17 protein-coding genes are annotated in these 16,390 nt (G+C 66.6%); 12 read left to right on the forward strand and 5 right to left on the reverse strand.

All coding sequences use genetic code 11. From position 1 onward, the window contains the following. Nucleotides 1-186: 186 nt before the first annotated feature. From HFL01S_RS08575 to HFL01S_RS08595, 5 genes are all read right to left on the reverse strand, one after another. Nucleotides 187-2,475, reverse strand: a complete 2,289-nt coding sequence (locus HFL01S_RS08575; RefSeq protein WP_066257420.1) for a YgiQ family radical SAM protein — start codon at nt 2,473-2,475, stop codon at nt 187-189. Between the two features lie 95 nt (nt 2,476-2,570). Beyond that, entirely contained in the window at nt 2,571-3,167 is a 597-nt protein-coding gene (locus HFL01S_RS08580) for a GAF domain-containing protein (protein WP_174525234.1), read from the reverse strand. Between the two features lie 60 nt (nt 3,168-3,227). Then, nucleotides 3,228-3,431, reverse strand: a complete 204-nt coding sequence (locus HFL01S_RS08585; RefSeq protein WP_066257422.1) for a hypothetical protein — start codon at nt 3,429-3,431, stop codon at nt 3,228-3,230. Continuing rightward, nucleotides 3,428-5,137 (reverse strand): FAD-dependent monooxygenase, encoded by a 1,710-nt coding sequence (locus HFL01S_RS08590; protein ID WP_066257424.1) that lies wholly within the window; start codon nt 5,135-5,137, stop codon nt 3,428-3,430. Before HFL01S_RS08590 ends, HFL01S_RS08585 begins: the two co-directional genes overlap by 4 nt. An 81-nt stretch (nt 5,138-5,218) precedes the next feature. Then, a complete protein-coding gene (locus tag HFL01S_RS08595; RefSeq protein WP_066257730.1) occupies nt 5,219-6,061 on the reverse strand; it encodes a helix-turn-helix transcriptional regulator in 843 nt (280 codons plus the stop codon). A gap of 80 nt (nt 6,062-6,141) precedes the next feature. Here HFL01S_RS08595 and HFL01S_RS08600 point away from each other — a divergent pair, with 80 nt between their 5' ends. The 12 genes from HFL01S_RS08600 to HFL01S_RS08645 all read left to right on the forward strand — a co-directional run bounded on the left by HFL01S_RS08600 (nt 6,142) and on the right by HFL01S_RS08645 (nt 16,384). Then, on the forward strand, nt 6,142-7,038 hold the full coding sequence (locus tag HFL01S_RS08600) for a crotonase/enoyl-CoA hydratase family protein (RefSeq protein WP_066257426.1): 897 nt from the start codon (nt 6,142-6,144) through the stop codon (nt 7,036-7,038). 127 nt (nt 7,039-7,165) lie between these two features. Beyond that, complete coding sequence (locus HFL01S_RS08605; protein ID WP_066257428.1) at nt 7,166-7,711, forward strand: bactofilin family protein; 546 nt, start codon at nt 7,166-7,168, stop codon at nt 7,709-7,711. Between the two features lie 155 nt (nt 7,712-7,866). Next, on the forward strand, nt 7,867-9,501 hold the full coding sequence (locus tag HFL01S_RS08610; RefSeq protein ID WP_369407716.1) for an ExeA family protein: 1,635 nt from the start codon (nt 7,867-7,869) through the stop codon (nt 9,499-9,501). A gap of 13 nt (nt 9,502-9,514) precedes the next feature. Further along, nucleotides 9,515-10,183 carry a general secretion pathway protein GspB gene (locus HFL01S_RS24620; RefSeq protein WP_084383166.1) on the forward strand — a complete coding sequence of 223 codons (669 nt, stop codon included), beginning with the start codon at nt 9,515-9,517 and terminating at the stop codon, nt 10,181-10,183. Between the two features lie 61 nt (nt 10,184-10,244). Next, entirely contained in the window at nt 10,245-11,816 is a 1,572-nt protein-coding gene (locus HFL01S_RS08615; protein ID WP_066257433.1) for a glycosyltransferase family 39 protein, read from the forward strand. Next, nucleotides 11,813-12,538 (forward strand): class I SAM-dependent methyltransferase, encoded by a 726-nt coding sequence (locus tag HFL01S_RS08620; RefSeq protein ID WP_066257435.1) that lies wholly within the window; start codon nt 11,813-11,815, stop codon nt 12,536-12,538. The genes HFL01S_RS08615 and HFL01S_RS08620 overlap by 4 nt, the downstream gene beginning before the upstream one ends. Further along, the gene (locus tag HFL01S_RS25050) at nt 12,508-12,930 is read left to right on the forward strand and encodes a hypothetical protein (protein ID WP_157538811.1); all 423 of its coding nucleotides are present in this window, start codon (nt 12,508-12,510) and stop codon (nt 12,928-12,930) included. The genes HFL01S_RS08620 and HFL01S_RS25050 overlap by 31 nt, the downstream gene beginning before the upstream one ends. Continuing rightward, nucleotides 12,900-13,853, forward strand: coding sequence for a UDP-glucuronic acid decarboxylase family protein (locus HFL01S_RS08625; protein WP_066257437.1), 954 nt, complete (start codon nt 12,900-12,902; stop codon nt 13,851-13,853). The genes HFL01S_RS25050 and HFL01S_RS08625 overlap by 31 nt, the downstream gene beginning before the upstream one ends. Next, nucleotides 13,850-14,800: a glycosyltransferase gene (locus HFL01S_RS08630; RefSeq protein ID WP_066257438.1), complete on the forward strand. Its 951-nt coding sequence runs from the start codon at nt 13,850-13,852 to the stop codon at nt 14,798-14,800. Before HFL01S_RS08625 ends, HFL01S_RS08630 begins: the two co-directional genes overlap by 4 nt. After that, on the forward strand, nt 14,797-15,204 hold the full coding sequence (locus HFL01S_RS08635; RefSeq protein ID WP_066257440.1) for a GtrA family protein: 408 nt from the start codon (nt 14,797-14,799) through the stop codon (nt 15,202-15,204). Before HFL01S_RS08630 ends, HFL01S_RS08635 begins: the two co-directional genes overlap by 4 nt. Continuing rightward, nucleotides 15,201-15,788 carry a hypothetical protein gene (locus HFL01S_RS08640; RefSeq protein ID WP_066257442.1) on the forward strand — a complete coding sequence of 196 codons (588 nt, stop codon included), beginning with the start codon at nt 15,201-15,203 and terminating at the stop codon, nt 15,786-15,788. Before HFL01S_RS08635 ends, HFL01S_RS08640 begins: the two co-directional genes overlap by 4 nt. Further along, nucleotides 15,785-16,384, forward strand: coding sequence for an ABC transporter ATP-binding protein (locus tag HFL01S_RS08645; protein WP_066257443.1), 600 nt, complete (start codon nt 15,785-15,787; stop codon nt 16,382-16,384). The genes HFL01S_RS08640 and HFL01S_RS08645 overlap by 4 nt, the downstream gene beginning before the upstream one ends. Nucleotides 16,385-16,390: the final 6 nt, after the last annotated feature.

Here is a 16,390-nt window from a genome sequence, read left to right on the forward strand (position 1 = left end):
CGCCGATGGTGGTGTGCCCAACATCAACCAGTACGGCAACTCGTACCAGCTGCTCCCGGCTGAATGGGTGGGACCGTTCTACTACTAAGAAACAGAGAGCTCATGTAGAAACCCCCGCTGGATGTGAAATCCAGCGGGGGTTTTCTGCATCTGGCGACACAGGGCGCGAAGGTGTCTCTGTTGGCGCTACCCGCCCTTGCCCTTGGTGCCGGGCCTCGGTGGCAAGCCTGTGTGCTGGGTAAGGATGCGGCCCTTGACCGGCGCCTTCCCACCCGGCGTCGAGTTCTTCTTGCGAGCGCTCTGATATCCGCCATCAGTCATTGGCTGGAAGGTCGGGATCAGATGGTGTTTGCCGTTGCCGATCAGGTCGGCACGGCCCATGGCCTTGAGTGCTTCGCGCAGCAGCGGCCAGTTGTTGGGGTCGTGGTAGCGCAGGAAGGCCTTGTGCAAGCGGCGGCGCTTCTCACCCCGCACGATGTCCACGCGCTCGGCCCGCTCATCGCGGTGCACGCCCTTGAGAGGGTTCAGGTTGGTGTGGTACATGGCCGTGGCGGTGGCCATGGGGCTAGGGTAGAAGGTCTGCACCTGGTCGGCGCGGAAGCCGTTTTTCTTCAGCCAGAGCGCGAGGTTCATCATGTCCTCGTCGCTGGTGCCGGGGTGTGCGGCGATGAAGTACGGGATGAGGAACTGCTTTTTGCCGGCCTCTTCGCTGTACTTCTCGAACATGGTCTTGAAACGGTCGTAACTGCCGATGCCCGGCTTCATCATCTTGGAGAGCGGCCCGCTCTCGGTGTGCTCGGGCGCGATCTTCAGATACCCACCCACGTGGTGCTGCACCAGTTCCTTGACGTATTCCGGGCTCTTGACCGCCAGGTCGTAGCGCAGGCCGGAGCCGATCAGAACCTTCTTGACACCCTTGAGCGCGCGTGCCCGGCGGTAGATCTTGATCAGCGGGTCGTGGTTGGTGGTGAGGTTCTGGCAGATGCCGGGGTAGACGCAGCTGGGCTTGCGGCAAGCCGCTTCGATCTCGGGACTGCGGCAGCCCAGGCGGTACATGTTGGCCGTGGGGCCCCCGAGGTCGCTGACCACGCCGGTGAAGCCGACCACCTTGTCGCGCATCTCTTCGACTTCGCGAATGATCGAATCTTCCGAGCGGCTCTGGATGATGCGGCCTTCGTGCTCGGTGATGGAGCAGAAGGTGCAGCCGCCAAAGCAGCCGCGCATGATGTTCACGGAAAAGCGGATCATTTCCCAGGCCGGGATCTTGGTCGCGCCATCGTGTTTGCCGTGTTCGTCCGCGTAGGCGGGGTGCGGACCACGGGCGTAGGGCAGATCGAACACGTAGTCCATTTCCGCCGTGGTGAGCGGAATGGGCGGCGGGTTGATCCACACATCGCGCGCCGTCGTGCCTTCGCCGTGCGCCTGCACCAGCGCGCGGGCGTTGCCGGGGTTGGTTTCCAGGTGCAGCACGCGGTTGGCGTGCGCGTAGAGCACGGCATCACTCCTGACCTGCTCGTAGCTGGGCAGGCGGATGACGGTGCGCTCACGCGGCAGTTTGGCCACGCCGCCCGCGCCTTGCGGGCGGTGGATGGTGATGGGCTTGACCTGCGGGCCTGCCGCTGGAGCAGCAGCGCCCTCTTCCTTGGAACAACTCTGGCCTTGCGCCTGCGCCTGTTCAGAGGTGGTCTGGTAGGGGTTGATGTGGTCTTCGACGTGGCCGGGCGTGTCGACCTCGGTCGAATCCAGCTCGATCCAGCCCTCAGCCGTCGGGTCGCCCGGGCGGCGCACGAAGGCGGTGCCGCGCACGTCGGTGATCTGCTCGATGGGTTCGCGCGCGGCAATGCGGTGCGCCACCTCGACCAGCGCGCGCTCGGCGTTGCCGTACAGCAGCAGGTCGCATTTGGCGTCCACCACGATGGAGCGGCGCACCTTGTCGCTCCAGTAGTCGTAGTGGGCAATGCGGCGCAAGCTGCCTTCGATGCCGCCCAGGACGATGGGCACGTCCTTGTAGGCCTCGCGGCAGCGCTGGCTGTAGACGATGGCCGCTCGGTCGGGGCGCTTGCCGCCCACGTCGCCGGGCGTGTAGGCGTCGTCGCTGCGGATCTTCCGGTCGGCGGTGTACCGGTTGATCATGGAATCCATGTTGCCGGCGGTCACGCCCCAGAACAGGTTGGGCTTGCCCAGCGCCTTGAAGGGCTCTGCGCTCTGCCAGTCGGGCTGAGCGATGATGCCGACGCGAAAACCCTGCGCTTCCAGCACACGGCCGATCACGGCCATGCCGAAGCTGGGGTGGTCCACATAGGCGTCGCCCGTCACCAGCACGATGTCGCACGAATCCCAGCCGAGCTGCTCCATTTCCGCCCGGCTCATGGGCAGGAAGGGCGCGGTGCCGAAGCGCTTGGCCCAGTACGGGCGGTAACTGGTCAGCGGCTTGGCGTTGCGCGCGAAAAAGGAGACGTCGATGGGCGCGTTCATGGGGCCGTTCTGGGTACTTTCGGGGGAACCCGCAAGTGTAGGGGCCCCAGCCTGCCCTGCGTGGGCCTGGGGCCTCCCGCCAGACTGTCGGCGCCTTACAGAGAGCGCTTGCGCTCCAGCGGCACCAGCGACAGTTCCGGCCCCGCTGTGTCGTGCCGCTCCCGCTCTCGCCGGCCCTCAATCTTCCCCGCTGCCAGCTTCGCGGTGTAGCGCAAGACCTTCAAGTCGTTGGGGTCGGGATCGCCCAGAGGCGCCTGGCTGAAGGTGCACAGCGTTCCATAGACCTCGCCGCTCGCCAGCACGATGAGCGTGCTGATGTGGGTGCCGATGGAAAAGGGAACATCCTTGAGCAGGGCAGCCGAGGCCGGCAGCCGCCGGGCATCGGGAATGAACTCTGGCAGGCGTCCATCCACCACCCGCTGGCACCAGGACACCTCCAGCGGATCGGCGTCGCCGACAGCCAGGAGAGGGTTCCCGGGATCGGTATCCACGTACCGGATGACCCGCTGGCCCTCGGCAAACTGAGACACGAACACCACATCCATCTTCATGCGGTCGCGCAGCAACCGCAGCACATCCGTGATGGACTGGTCAATAAGTTCATCGGACTCATCGGCGGTGGCCACCAGCAGCTCGGACACCTGCACTTCAAGATCCTCGGGCCTGTAGCCCTGTTCGTACAGCGGATTCATGCAGGGTTTTATAAGTTAAAACCGCGCACCCTGCATCCCACAAGACGAAGCCTGTCCCGCTCAAAGGTCCTTGACCGCTGCGTCGATATGCGCCTGGAACAGGGCCGGGTCGGCCAGCGCATTGGCGTTCATCAGCGCAAGCTTCACGAGGAACAGCTCGGTTTTCGCGGGGTCGACGGCGTCGATGGCTGTCGCCAGCTGGTCGTAGACCTGCTCCAGGCCCGGGACCGTCAGGGTCTGCTGAGAGAGATGCTGGCTGCTCATGACGTGGCTCCTGTGTGCAGGCCGGTGGCGGTGTGGAGAGCGGCGCACAGCCGGCTGGCGTCCAGCGACGTCCATCGGGCGCAGACGTGCTGGTCGGGCCGCAGCAGGTAGACACCACCCGAGCAGAGCCCGTGGCGCAGGCGCAGGTGGCCGTCCGCATCGGACAAGGTCTGGTCGGCACCGGCAACCGGCTGGCGCGCCCCGACTGCGATCACCTGCAGCGGCAGGCCTTGGGCCCGGGCAGTATCGACCACCTCACGCACGTCGGCGGGAAGGCTGGCCCCCTCTTCGGCTGCCCACAGCAGGGTGAAGCGGTGGTCCAGGTGATCGAGCAGGAAGCAGTCGTCGCTCAGGCGGATGTTGCGCGGCGGCGCGCCGTGACCTGGCCCAGCCTCGAACGCCGCGTTGTCGTCGTCCACCGCATTGAGCGGCGAGCGGGTGTACTCGTGCGGGCGGGAGGTGCGCCAGTGGTAGAGCGGCCCGACGAAGGGCTGGCTCAGCGAGAGCGAGAGCACCGCGTCGCGCAGCAGCCGGAAACCGCGCGTGGGCGGTGTCATGAAGCGGGTGCTCTTGCCCGCCTCGTCGATGATCTCGCGCGCCGCGCCCACGCGCTCGCTGCTGTAGCTCTGCAACAGCGATGCAGGCGCCACGCCCCGGGCCACCAGCGCGAGCCGCCAGGCCAGCGCCTGTGCATCCTGAAAACCAGTGTTGGCGCCGCGCACCCCGAAGATGGGCAGCAGGTGCGCCGCATCGCCGACAAACAGCACATGGCCGTGCACGTAGTCGGGCAGCGTGAGCGCGCGCGCCGAATAGACCGAGCACCAGTCCATTTCCCAGGGCACGCCGGCGCGGCCGATCATGGCCAGCTGGGCGTCGATGCGCGCCTTCAGCGATTCGGGCTGGAGCGCGTCTTCGGGCGTCTCGCCGGGTGGCAGCTGGTAGTCCAGCCGCCACAGACCGTGCGGCTCGCGGTGCATGAGGATGGTGTTGCCCGGGTTCCAGTCGGGGCCGAAGAAGGCCAGGCGCTCGGTGGGCAGCGGCAGGTCCACGCGGATGTCGGCGATGACGAACTTGCCTTCGTAGGACGCGCCTTCGAGCTTGAGGTCCATGAGGGCGCGGATCGCCGAACGGGCACCGTCGGCGGCCACCAGCCAGTCGGATTTCAGCGTGTACGGGCCTTCGGCGGTGTCGACCTGCAATGTGGCACCGGAGGCGTCCTGCCCGAACGACACCAGCTTGTTGCCCCAGCGCAGTTCCACCATCGGATGGGCGTCGCAGGCCTCCACCAGGTACTGCTCCAGATACTGCTGCTGGATGTTGATCAGCGGGGCGAAACGGTCGTCGGGGTCGTGCGGGTTCTCCATGCGGAACACGCGCTGGCCACGGTAAATGGAGTTGCCACAGTTCCACGGCAGGCCGTTCTCTGTGACGCGGCGTGCCACACCCACCTGCTGCAGGATCTCCATCGAGCGCCGCGTGAAAGCGATGGCCCGGCTGCCCTCGGACACCTGTCGCTCGGCTTCTAGCACCACGCAGCGCACGCCCTGCTGCGCCAGCGCCAGCGCGGTCACCAGGCCAATGGGGCCGGCCCCCGCGATGACCACCGGGGCGTGCTGCTGCGCCGGGTGCTGCGATGGAACCCAGGCATCAAACACCTGGTAGCTGTAATAGATCGAGCGCCGTGGTTCCGCGTGGGGCTGGTGCATGCGTGTCTCCTGTAATGCGCCGCAGTGTAGGCAGCGACGAGCCGATCGATGTCCTTTTTTCAGGACATCCGGGACAAGTGATCAGGTCGACGCCAGCAGCGCGGCGAACAGTTCACGCTGCCCCGCCACACCCAGCTTGCGGTAGACCCGCTGGCAGTAGGTCTGGGCGCTGGAAGGCGTCAGGCCCAGGCGTTCGGCCAGGGTGTTGGTGTCCAGACCGTCCATGAGTGCCTGCAGCACGTCCTGGTCTCGGCGGGTGAGCTGCGGCCAGCGCCGGACGGCGCGCGCCAGCAGCAGTCCGCCCAGGTCCTGATGGACCGCCAGGCCTGTGTGGTGCAGGCGCACGGCCTGCACGATCAGTGGTGAAAAGGCCTCGACCACGGCGACCGCCGCGTCGTCAAAGGGGCCGTGCTCGGTGCCGCGGTAGAGGTGCACCGACATCCAGCGCCGCCCCTCATACAGCGCCAGCACCGCAAGCCGCTCGGCCACCTGCGGCAGCGTGTAGCAGGTCTGGCGGTAGCCGGCGTGGGCGATGTCGACACCGGTCTGGCGGTGCAGCAGGATGCGCGGCTGCTCGGTGCCGGCCTTTTGCGCGGCGGCCCACTCGGCCTGCATCACGGCGGCCAGCCCATCGAGCCGGTGGTAGCGGTTGACATAGGCCTCGGCAATGTGGGGCAACTCCTGAGTGCGCGAACGATCGCCCACCGCCACCACGACGGGCCTGCGCCCGGGCTCGAAGGAAAAAATGGTGCACTGGGCGAGAGGCGCGTGCGCACCCACAAGACGCAACAGGTCTTCGGCCACCGCGTCCCTGGCGCCCTGGCCCAGGTGGGTCAGCAGTGCGCTGGCCTGCGCCAGCGGCAGGTCCAGCGCAGGCGGCTGGCGGGAGCCCAGCTCCCAGTGGCGTCGCGATGGGGTGACCATGCGCGGCACTGTAGCTCAGGCGACGCGCACGGGTTACACAACACTCCTAGCATGCGGGCACCGCCACCGAGGAGCCCTCCATGCCCGAATTCAGCACCCTGCGCATCACGCCCGACCCGCATCAGCCGCGCATCGCCCGCCTGCTGCTCAACCGGCCAGAACAGTACAACGCGATCAACGACGCCATGCCCGGCGAGATCCGCGCCGCGGTGGACTGGGCCAACGCCGAACCAGAAATCCATGTCATCGTGGTCGAGGGGGCGGGCAAGGGCTTCTGTGGCGGCTACGACCTCGCCGGCTATGCCGAGCAGCGGATCGAACACCCCTGCCAGCAGGAAGCCCACCCCTGGGACCCGATGGCCGACTACGCCGTCATGAAGCGCAACACCGAGGACTTCATGAGCCTGTGGCGCTCATCCAAGCCGACCATCGCCAAGGTGCATGGCGCCGCGGTGGCCGGTGGCAGCGACATTGCGATGTGCTGCGACCTGCTGGTGATGGCCGAGGATGCGCGCATCGGCTACATGCCCACCCGCGTCTGGGGCTGCCCGACCACGGCCATGTGGACCTACCGGCTCGGGCCACTGCGCGCCAAGCAGATGATGTTCACCGGCGACGTGATCGACGGCCGCACCGCCGCCGACTGGGGCCTGGCCAACGAAGCCGTGCCGGAGGAACAGCTGGAGGACGCAGTGATGCGGCTGGCCGGGCGCATCGCGGGCGTGCCCTCGTCGCACCTGGCGATGCACAAGCTGGTGGTCAACCAGGCCATGCTCAGCATGGGTCTGGAACAGACCCAGATGTTCGCCACCGTGTTCGACGGCATCACGCGCCACAACCCCGAAGGCCTGTGGTTCCGCCGGTACGCCCAGGAACAGGGTTTCAAGGCCGCGGTGCAGTGGCGCGACAGCGGCCGGCCCATCCCCGAAGGCGACGAAGCACGCGCACTGATCCAGGAAATGGACGCGCGCGAATAGCAAGCGCGTGTTACGCAACAGGCGCAACCAGACGTACGGTTCATCTCGTTACCCCTCTTACGGCAGTGTTCCGAATGTAAGCCTCATGGTCCGTAGCATGAGCGCTTCACTTTCAGAAGGAGCTCGCATGGCACTGCATTTCGGAAAACGCGACAACGAACCCACCAACACCCTCAACCAGGGGCTCAACTCCCCCCGTTACGGCGCCAGCAGCATGAACACACCCTCCTCCAGCACCACACCCGAAAGCCGCCAGCCGGCATCGGCTGCGGCATCCGCCAGCACCACAGTGCCTGAAGGCGGCAGCAAGCTGACGGTCGGTCCGAACATCAAGCTCAAGGGCGTGGAAATCACCGACTGCGACACACTCGTGGTGGAAGGTCTGGTCGAAGCCACGATGGACTCGCGCGTGATCCAGATCGCCCAGCAAGGCGCCTTCAAAGGCTCGGCCGAGATCGACATCGCCGAGATCCACGGCGTGTTCGACGGCAACCTCACCGTGCGCCAGAAGCTCGTGATCTACGCCACCGGCAAGGTCACCGGCAAGATCCGTTACGGCAAGGTGGTGATCGAAGAAGGCGGCCAACTCTCGGGCGACATCGAGTGCTCGGTGGCCGGCAGCACCAAGTCATCCTCTTCCGCGGCCAAGCCCTCCATGGCGCTCGCCGCCTGAGCAACACCACCCTCTGAACCTCACCGCCCGCTTCTGCGGGCGGTATTCATTTGCGCCTGCCCCGGCGGCCCCGCTATCCTCTGGGCATGTACGCCGGTTATTTCGGTCTCCAGCAGACCCCCTTTTCCATTGCCCCGGACCCCCGCTACCTCCTGATGAGCGAGCGGCACCGGGAGGCGCTGGCGCTGCTTCTGTACGGGGTGCAGGGCGGCGGCGGCTTCGTCCTGCTCACCGGCGAGATCGGGGCCGGCAAAACCACGGTCTGCCGCTGCTTCCTCGAACAGGTCCCCGAGAACTGCAGGGTCGCCTACATCTTCAACCCCAAGCTCACCGTCGGCGACCTGCTCAAAACCATCTGCCACGAGTTCCAGCTGGAGGTGCGGCATGAGGGCATCGGCCCGGCCACGATCAAGGACTATCTTGATCCGCTGAACGAGTATTTGCTGCGCAGCCACGCCGCCGGTCAGCGCAATGTGCTGATCATCGACGAGGCGCAGAACCTCACGCCCCATGTGCTGGAACAGCTGCGGCTGCTGACCAATCTGGAAACCAACGAACGCAAGCTGTTGCAGATTGTTCTGATCGGGCAGCCTGAACTGCGCGCCGTGCTGGCCAGGCCCGAGCTGGAACAGCTGGCGCAACGTGTGATCGCGCGGTTCCACCTGGGGGCCCTCAGTCCGGCCGAAACCCGGCAGTACGTGCGGCACCGGATGGAGGTGGCAGGCCTCAAGGGCCCCCTGCCGTTCAGCGCCGAAGCGCTGGCGCGCGTCCATGCGATCACCCGCGGGGTGCCCCGGCGCATCAACCTGCTGTGTGATCGAGCGTTGCTGGGCGCCTACGCCACCGACAGCCGGCAAGTTGGTCCCGCGATGGTGGACAAGGCGGCCAGCGAGGTGTTCGACATGCCCGCCACCCGGTCCGCGCCTCCACCCGTCAAGACACTGGTCAGCCGCCCCTGGCAGACGCTGGCCCTGGGCGCACTGGGCGGCGCCGTGCTGGCCGCCGCAGTGGCCGCCGTGCTCTGGCAGCAGCGCGCACCGTCACAGACACCTGCTCCCGATCCATCCAGCCCCACCGCCAGCCCCACCAAGGGTCCGGCACCGGTGGCACCGACAACCGCGCCAGCCCCGCCCCCGCCCACCGCGGCCATCGAGGCTCCTGCCGACCCACTGCCTGCAAGCGCTCCTGCTCCACTCGTCAAGCCGCCGGTGGCCGCAGACCTGCTGGGCTCCGAGGTCACCGCTTGGCGCGAGCTCGGCGCGCTCTGGGGTGAGCCCTTGGCCGGAGGGGACCCCTGCACCGCGGCCCTGCAACGCCAGTTGCAGTGCTTCAGCACGCAGCGCATGACGCTGCACGGCCTGCGCCAGCTGAACCGCCCGGGCATCCTGTTGCTGCGCATGGGCAGTGAGGAACCGCGGCGGGCCCTCGTGACCGCCATGACCGCAGAAACTGCCACACTGCAGGCCAATGGTCAGCGCTGGCTGATGCCGCTGACCGCGCTGGCCGACGTCTGGCGCGGCGACTACGCAACCCTCTGGCGCCAGCCCGAGGGCACGCGGGGCCGTATCACACAGAACCCCCAGGGTGTGGCCGGTGACTGGCTTTCGGGAGAGCTCATCAGCCTCCAGACCAAGGGCCTGATTCCCGCCGAGGCCAGCACCTTCGCCACCCGCCTGAAGGCCTTCCAGCGGACACAAGGCCTGGAGGCCGACGGCGTGGCCGGGTCCATGACCTTCATGCAGGTCAACCTGGCAGCGGGTGTGGACGAACCCCGCCTGAGCAAGCCCTGAACGCCGCCGCGCCATGTCCTACATCCTTGATGCACTGAAACGGGCCGACGCCGAACGCGAGCGGGGCCACGTGCCCGGCCTCCACAGCCAGGGCACGCCGGCCCCCGCAGCGGGTGCGGCGCGGGCGAGGCGGTTCGGCCTGCCCATGATGGCGGGAGCCATCGTCCTGCTGCTGGCCGCAGCGACCGCCTTCTGGTGGTGGAACACGCCCCCCCGAGAGGCAGCGGCGCCAGTTGCTGTGGCGCAAGCACCGGTCAGCGCGCTGGAGAAGCCGGGCACGGCCCCGGAAGCCTCGGCGACACCCCCTGCCCCTGCGCTGCCCATTCTGGCACCGCCACAGGTGGTCGCCCCGCCGCCTGCGCCCCGCGCCGCGCCTGCCCCTGCGACGGCTTCTGCAACCTCACCCGCAGCGGCGTCCAGTGCGCCCACACCCCCTGCACCATCCGCCTCCGCCGGCATGGACGGACAACCTCCGCCGGCCGCCGCGGCCCCCGCATCGGCGCCTGCGGTCAAGGTCTCTGGTGTCACCTACTCCTCCAACGCGTCCCACCGGATGCTGATCGCGAATGGCAAGGTGGTGCGCGAAGGCGAAGAAATCGAGCCCGGTCTCAAGGTAGAGGTCATTTCCCCCAGAAGCGCCATACTCAACCACCGTGGCTCCCGATACAACATCAACTACTGAACGCCCCCTGCCGACGAGCCCTGCCCCGATACACAACAGGCCAGGCACCTGGGGCCATCCGGTGCTGTGGGTGGTGGTGCTGATCGGTATCGGATGGCTGCTGCGAGGTCGCCAGTACCTGTTCAACCGGTCCCTGTGGCTGGACGAGGCCTACCTGGCGGTCAACTTCATGGACCGCGATCTCGGGCAGTTGCTGTTCGAACCACTGTCCAACGGCCAGGCGGCCCCCCTCGGGTTTCTTGCGCTGACCAAGCTGCTGACGACGGTGTTGGGCGTGGAGGACTGGGTGCTGCGCTTGCAGCCACTGGCCGCGGGCCTGCTGACCCTGCTGGCGGCCTGGGGTCTGGCGCGCAGGACGCTGCCGCACCGCGCCGCCCAGGCCACCTTCGTGGGTCTGCTGGCCTTGTCCCCGGTGCTGGTGTACTACAGCTCGGAGTTCAAGCAATACCAGAACGACGTGCTGGCCACGGTGGGCCTGCTCTGGCTGGCCGCGCGCTTCGACCTGCAGCGCTGGCAACGGGATGCCCCTGTGCTGGCCGTGGCCGGCGTTCTCGCCATCTGGCTGTCCCACCCCAGCCTGTTCGTGCTCGCAGGCGTGGGCCTGGTGCTCTGGATCGAGGCAATCCGCCAGCGCCAGCGGGCGGCCTGGCTGGCGGTGTCCGGCGCAGGGCTGCTGTGGGTGCTGGCCTTTGCGGTTCACCACACCCTGGTGATGAAAACGCTTGCCGGCAACCAGCACCTGCTGGATTTCTGGCGGTTTGCCTATGCGCCAATGCCACCGGTCTCGCCGACCGAATGGCGCTGGTACCTGGACAGTGCGCTCGCACTGGTCTACCTCGCCATGCGCCATGTGGGCGTGGCGCACCACGGCATGCTGGTCGCCTGGTTCGACGGGCTGAACCTGGGTCTGCTGGCGCTATCTGCAGTAGGTTCGTTGACTCTGGCGTGGCGCGCACCGCGGATTGCTGCCATCGGGTTGGCCGTGCTGCTGGCCACGCTGGCGGCGTCGGCGCTGCACCTCTACCCGTTCCGTTCACGCCCAACCATCTTCCTGGTGCCGCTGGTGCACCTCGGCCTGGCCGCCCTGGTGCAGGCGGTGCTGGACCGCCGGCACCTGCCGGCGCGGCACCTGCTGGTGACGGTGGTCGCCGGCTTCGTGCTGCTGGTGCCCGCCTCTGCGTCCTGGAAGGTGCTGCGCAAGCCCCACAACGACCAGGACATGAAGGCCGCGCTCCTGCACATCGCCAGTCAGGCCAAGCCCGGGGACGGCATCGTCATCGACTCCATGTCGCACAAGGCGCTCGACTTTTATGCACGCCCCTATGGTGTTGACGCCATGCCCGACATCGTCTTCCGCCCCACCATCAACCAATACCACGACGCCAAGGCCACGGTGCGCCGCCTGTGCATCGAACAACCCATGCAGCGCAGCTGGGTCATCGTCACGCACCGGCTCCAGGAGCGCGCAGGCTTTCTGCAGCACATCGAGGGTATCGCCCCGGCCCTCCAGCGATGGGACGGGCAAGGTGCCACGGCACTGCTGTACGACTTCCGGGGCAGTGACTACTGCAAAAAATACACCGCGCCCAACCGCCCTGCCTCCGCGCCCTCTTCAGCATTCCCGACACAGTGACCGAATCCAGCACATTCATCTACAGCGGCACCGAACTCGACCTGTTTGCCACCGCCAAGCACTGGAAGTCCTATTGGACCCAGGTCATTGATCCCTATCTTGGCCAACACGTGCTGGAACTCGGTGCCGGAATCGGCACCAATGCGCAGGCCCTGCAACACCGACCCTATGCGCGCTGGCTCAGCGTTGAGCCCGACGCGGCCATGGTGCAACTGATGAAGCGGGGCATGGCCCAAGGTCTGCTCTCGCCCAGCCACGAGGCGGTCTGCGGCACTTCCCTGAACCTGTCAAGAGACGAGCGCTTCGACACCATCCTGTATCTCGATGTGCTGGAGCACATCGAGGACGATCGTGCCGAACTGCAGCGCGTGACCGGCCTTCTGCAACCCGGCGGACACATCGTCGTCCTGGCCCCGGCCCACAACTTCCTCTACACACCGTTCGACAGAAAGATCGGGCATTTCCGCCGCTACGACAAGGCGATGCTGCGCGCCATCGTCCCGACGGAGCTGCGCATCCGCAGGATGCAGTACTTGGACAGCGTTGGCATGCTCGCCAGTCTGGCCAACAAGCTGCTGCTGCGCTCCGATTCGCCCTCGCCTGGTCAGGTTCGTTTCTGGGACTCGGTCATGGTGCGCACGTCCCGGCTGGCCGATCCGCTGACCGGCTTCCAGCTGGGCAAGAGCATTGTTTGCGTTCTGCAAAAGTCATTGACTGTTTGAATCAAATCAATACGCGCGAAAATCCATTATTCACACCAATTGACTGTCGAATAATCTATTGCGAGACACCCAATATCACTCAATCGAGCAATCAGATAGAGAAATCCCTCGCACAGGATTGCATCCGCCAAACCTTAAGCAGCCTAAGCCAGCAGGCCGTTTCGGGCCACACCTTCGATGTCATTGGCAAGGCAGTTGCAGCAAGCCAATTGATGGCCGCAGCGCCCACCGGCGAATTCATCCAGGAGCCGTCGGCCAATCAGAGCCGACTGGACGTGCCGGTACAATGCCGCGGCCTGCACAGCAGGCCATCGCCACCGAATAAAGCGAATCCTGCCCACCCGACGCCCCGGAGCCCCGCATGCGCATTTCCAACAGAAAAAGAATCCTGATCACCGGGGGAGCCGGCTTTCTGGGCTCGCACCTGTGCGAGCGGCTGCTGGCCGAGGGCAACGACATCCTGTGCGCCGACAATTTCTACAGCGGCACCAAGGACAACGTGGCCCACCTGATGGGCAACCCGCACTTCGAGCTGATGCGCCACGACGTGACCTTCCCGCTGTATGTGGAGGTCGACGAGATCTACAACCTGGCCTGCCCCGCCTCGCCGGTGCACTACCAGTGGGACCCGGTGCAGACCACCAAGACCAGCGTGCACGGCGCCATCAACATGCTGGGCCTGGCCAAACGCACCAAGGCCAAAATCTTCCAGGCCTCCACCAGCGAGGTCTACGGCGACCCCGAGGTGCACCCCCAGCCCGAGAGCTACTGGGGCAAGGTCAACCCCATCGGCATCCGCTCCTGCTACGACGAAGGCAAGCGCTGCGCCGAAACCCTGTTCTTCGACTACCACCGCCAGCACCAGGTGGACATCAAGGTCGCCCGCATCTTCAACACCTACGGCCCGCGCATGCACCCCAACGACGGGCGCGTGGTGAGCAACTTCATCGTGCAGGCCCTGCGCGGTGAAGACATCACCATCTACGGCGACGGCTCGCAGACCCGCAGCTTCTGCTATGTGGACGACCTGATCGAGGGCTTCGTGCGCCTGATGGCCAGCCCCGACGGCGTGACCGGCCCTGTCAACCTGGGCAACCCCAACGAGTTCACCATCCGCCAGCTGGCCGAGGCCGTGCTGGCCAAGGTCGGCGGCCAGTCCCGGCTGGTCTGCAAGCCTCTGCCTTCGGACGACCCCAAGCAGCGCCAGCCCAACATCGAGCAAGCCAAGGCCGTGCTCGGCTGGCAGCCGCAGGTCCAGCTCGAAGAAGGCCTGGACAAGACCATCGCCTACTTCCGCCGCTTCCTGCAATCATGAGCTTCGCGCAGCACGAGATCGTGATCGTGACCCCGGTCTACGAAGACCTGGAGGCCAGCGGTCGACTGTTCAAGGAACTGGCCAAGGAGTTCGGCCAGCGGGTGTTCGTGGTGGCGGTGGACGACGGTTCGGTGCGCCAGCCCCTGACCATCGCCAGCCTCGAAGACGCAGGTGTGGCCGGGGTGGTGCTCAAGCTGCGCCGCAACGTGGGCCACCAGCGGGCGATTGCGATCGGGCTGAGCTACGCGGCCGAGCACCTGGCACCCCACCAGAAGGTGGTGCTGATGGATTCGGACGGCGAGGACCTGCCCTCGACCATCACCGAGCTGCTGCAACCGCTGGACCAGGCCGACGTGGACGTGGTGGTCGCGCAGCGCAAGAGCCGGGTGGAGACGCTCAAGTTCAAGGCCTTCTACCAGGTCTACAAACGCTTCTTCAAGGTGATGACAGGCCGCCCGATCAGCTTCGGCAACTTCATGGCGCTCAAGCCGGCTGCCGTGCAGCGCCTGGTGGCGATGCAGGAGCTGCCGATCCATGTGGCGGCGGCGGTGCTGGCCTCCAAGCTGCGCACCCGCGTCTGCCCGCTGGACCGCGGCCCACGCTACGCGGGCCAGTCCAAGATGAACTTCGTGGGCCTGGCGCTGCACGGCTTCAAAGCCCTGATGGTGTTCGCCGAGGACGTGCTGGTGCGCGTGGGCATCTTCAGCGCAGTGATCGCCGCGATGTCCGTGGTGGGATCGACCTGCGCCGTGGTGCTCAAGCTGCTGGGCTACTCCACCCCCGGCTGGTTCTCGCTGGTGCTGGGCATCTTCGTGCTGCTGTTCCTGCAGACCGGCGCCCTGGCGCTGATGACCCTCATGCTCACCGGCGTCATGCGCAGCGGCAGCGTGGTCACCGCCGTCGCCCACCGCGAGTTCATCGCCGAGGTCATCGAGACCCGACCATGAACGGTGCGGCCGCCTCCCACCCGCGCCAGGAACTGTTCCGGTTCGTGGTCAATGGCCTGGTGGCCACCGCGGTCCACTACGCGGTGCTGAGCTTCAACCTCCAGGTGCTGGGCTTTGGCTCTGCGGGCCTGGCCAACCTGTGCGCGGCGGTCGTCGGCATCACCTGCTCGTTCCTGGGCAGCCGCTTCTATGTGTTCGCCTGTTCCGCCCAGCAACCCTGGCTGCCACAGCTGCTGAAATTCAGCGGCCTCTATGGCGCCATCGCGCTGCTGCACGGCCTGGTGCTGTGGCTCTGGACCGACCGCCTCGGTCTGGACTACCGCGCCGGCTTCCTGCTGGCCACCGGCCTGCAGGTCTCGCTCAGCTACCTCGGCAACAAGTTCCTCGTGTTCAAACCCTCATGAAGCTCTTTCGCGCGCTCGCTGCCACCGCCCTGTTCGTCGTCCTGCTGCTGGCGGTCTACTACCTGCACATCCGTTTCTTTGCGGTCAACGTGGTGTTCTACTCGGCCATCGCCGACGGCGTGATCGCCGCCCTGCTCACGGGGCTGATCATCTCGACCAGCCGCACCTTCAACGGTTTCGAGAAGCTGCAACTGGTGGTGATCTGGCTGCTCTCGGGCTACTGCTTCGCGATCTCGGTGCCGACGGTCATCGACCGTTCGCTGTCCTTCTACATCCTGGAGAAGATCCAGCAGCGCGGCGGCGGCATCCAGCAGAGTCGCTTTGCCGACGTGTTCACGCAGGAGTACCTCAAGGAGCACAGGCTGGTCGATGTGCGCCTGACCGAGCAGCTCGAATCGGGCACCATCGAAATCCAGAACGGCTGCGTCAAGCTGACTGAAAAGGGCCAGCGCCTGGCCGCCGCCAGCCGCTACTTCCGCCAGAACTTCCTGCCCAAGCAGCGCCTGCTGATGGGCCAGTACTCCTCGGACCTGACCGACCCGTTCCGCCAGAGCGCAGACGTTGTCGACTACCAGTGCCAGTGAGCGCGTTCCTGGAGATCCGGGGCCTGGGCTTTGCCTGGCCCGGCCAGGCGCCGCTGTTTGCCCACCTGAACGCCTCGCTGGCACCGGGCCTGGCCTTGCTGACCGGTGACGAGCAGCGCGGCAAGACCACCCTGCTGCGGCTGCTGGCCGCAGAAATCCGTCCACAAATCGGGACGATGCAGCTGGCCGGGCAGGACATCGGCGACCAACTGGCGGGCCTGTGGCCCGACATGACCCGCCCGAACCTGGACCCGTTGGTGGTGGCCGACTGGCTGCGCACCCAGGTGCCCGAGGGCCCGGCACGCGACCGGCTGGACGAGCACATCGACGGCCTGTCGCTGGGCGAGCACCTGCACAAGGGCTTCTACATGCTCTCGGCCGGCGGGCGCCGCAAGGTGGGCCTGGCCGCCGCCATGGCCCTGCAGCAACCGCTGACCTTGCTGGACCAGCCGTTAGCGGCGCTGGACCTGGCCTCGATCCGATACCTCACCGACTGGCTGCGGGAACAGTCCCAGGCCACCGACCGGCTGGTGCTGCTGGCGGACTACGAGGCGCCCGCCGACCTGGCCATCGCCCAGCGCATCGACCTGGGCTGACACCTG

The sequence above is a fragment of the Hydrogenophaga flava NBRC 102514 genome (assembly GCF_001571145.1).
Taxonomy (GTDB): domain Bacteria; phylum Pseudomonadota; class Gammaproteobacteria; order Burkholderiales; family Burkholderiaceae_C; genus Hydrogenophaga; species Hydrogenophaga flava.

What these genes read in the sequence shown, in the direction of transcription:
- HFL01S_RS08575 (WP_066257420.1), bottom strand. Translation starts at nt 2,475, where the DNA reads ATGAACGCGCCCATCGACGTCTCCTTTTTCGCGCGCAACGCCAAGCCG.
- HFL01S_RS08580 (WP_174525234.1), bottom strand. Translation starts at nt 3,167, where the DNA reads ATGAATCCGCTGTACGAACAGGGCTACAGGCCCGAGGATCTTGAAGTG.
- HFL01S_RS08585 (WP_066257422.1), bottom strand. Translation starts at nt 3,431, where the DNA reads ATGAGCAGCCAGCATCTCTCTCAGCAGACCCTGACGGTCCCGGGCCTG.
- HFL01S_RS08590 (WP_066257424.1), bottom strand. Translation starts at nt 5,137, where the DNA reads ATGCACCAGCCCCACGCGGAACCACGGCGCTCGATCTATTACAGCTAC.
- HFL01S_RS08595 (WP_066257730.1), bottom strand. Translation starts at nt 6,061, where the DNA reads ATGGTCACCCCATCGCGACGCCACTGGGAGCTGGGCTCCCGCCAGCCG.
- HFL01S_RS08600 (WP_066257426.1), top strand. Translation starts at nt 6,142, where the DNA reads ATGCCCGAATTCAGCACCCTGCGCATCACGCCCGACCCGCATCAGCCG.
- HFL01S_RS08605 (WP_066257428.1), top strand. Translation starts at nt 7,166, where the DNA reads ATGGCACTGCATTTCGGAAAACGCGACAACGAACCCACCAACACCCTC.
- HFL01S_RS08610 (WP_369407716.1), top strand. Translation starts at nt 7,867, where the DNA reads ATGAGCGAGCGGCACCGGGAGGCGCTGGCGCTGCTTCTGTACGGGGTG.
- HFL01S_RS24620 (WP_084383166.1), top strand. Translation starts at nt 9,515, where the DNA reads ATGTCCTACATCCTTGATGCACTGAAACGGGCCGACGCCGAACGCGAG.
- HFL01S_RS08625 (WP_066257437.1), top strand. Translation starts at nt 12,900, where the DNA reads ATGCGCATTTCCAACAGAAAAAGAATCCTGATCACCGGGGGAGCCGGC.
- HFL01S_RS08630 (WP_066257438.1), top strand. Translation starts at nt 13,850, where the DNA reads ATGAGCTTCGCGCAGCACGAGATCGTGATCGTGACCCCGGTCTACGAA.
- HFL01S_RS08635 (WP_066257440.1), top strand. Translation starts at nt 14,797, where the DNA reads ATGAACGGTGCGGCCGCCTCCCACCCGCGCCAGGAACTGTTCCGGTTC.
- HFL01S_RS08640 (WP_066257442.1), top strand. Translation starts at nt 15,201, where the DNA reads ATGAAGCTCTTTCGCGCGCTCGCTGCCACCGCCCTGTTCGTCGTCCTG.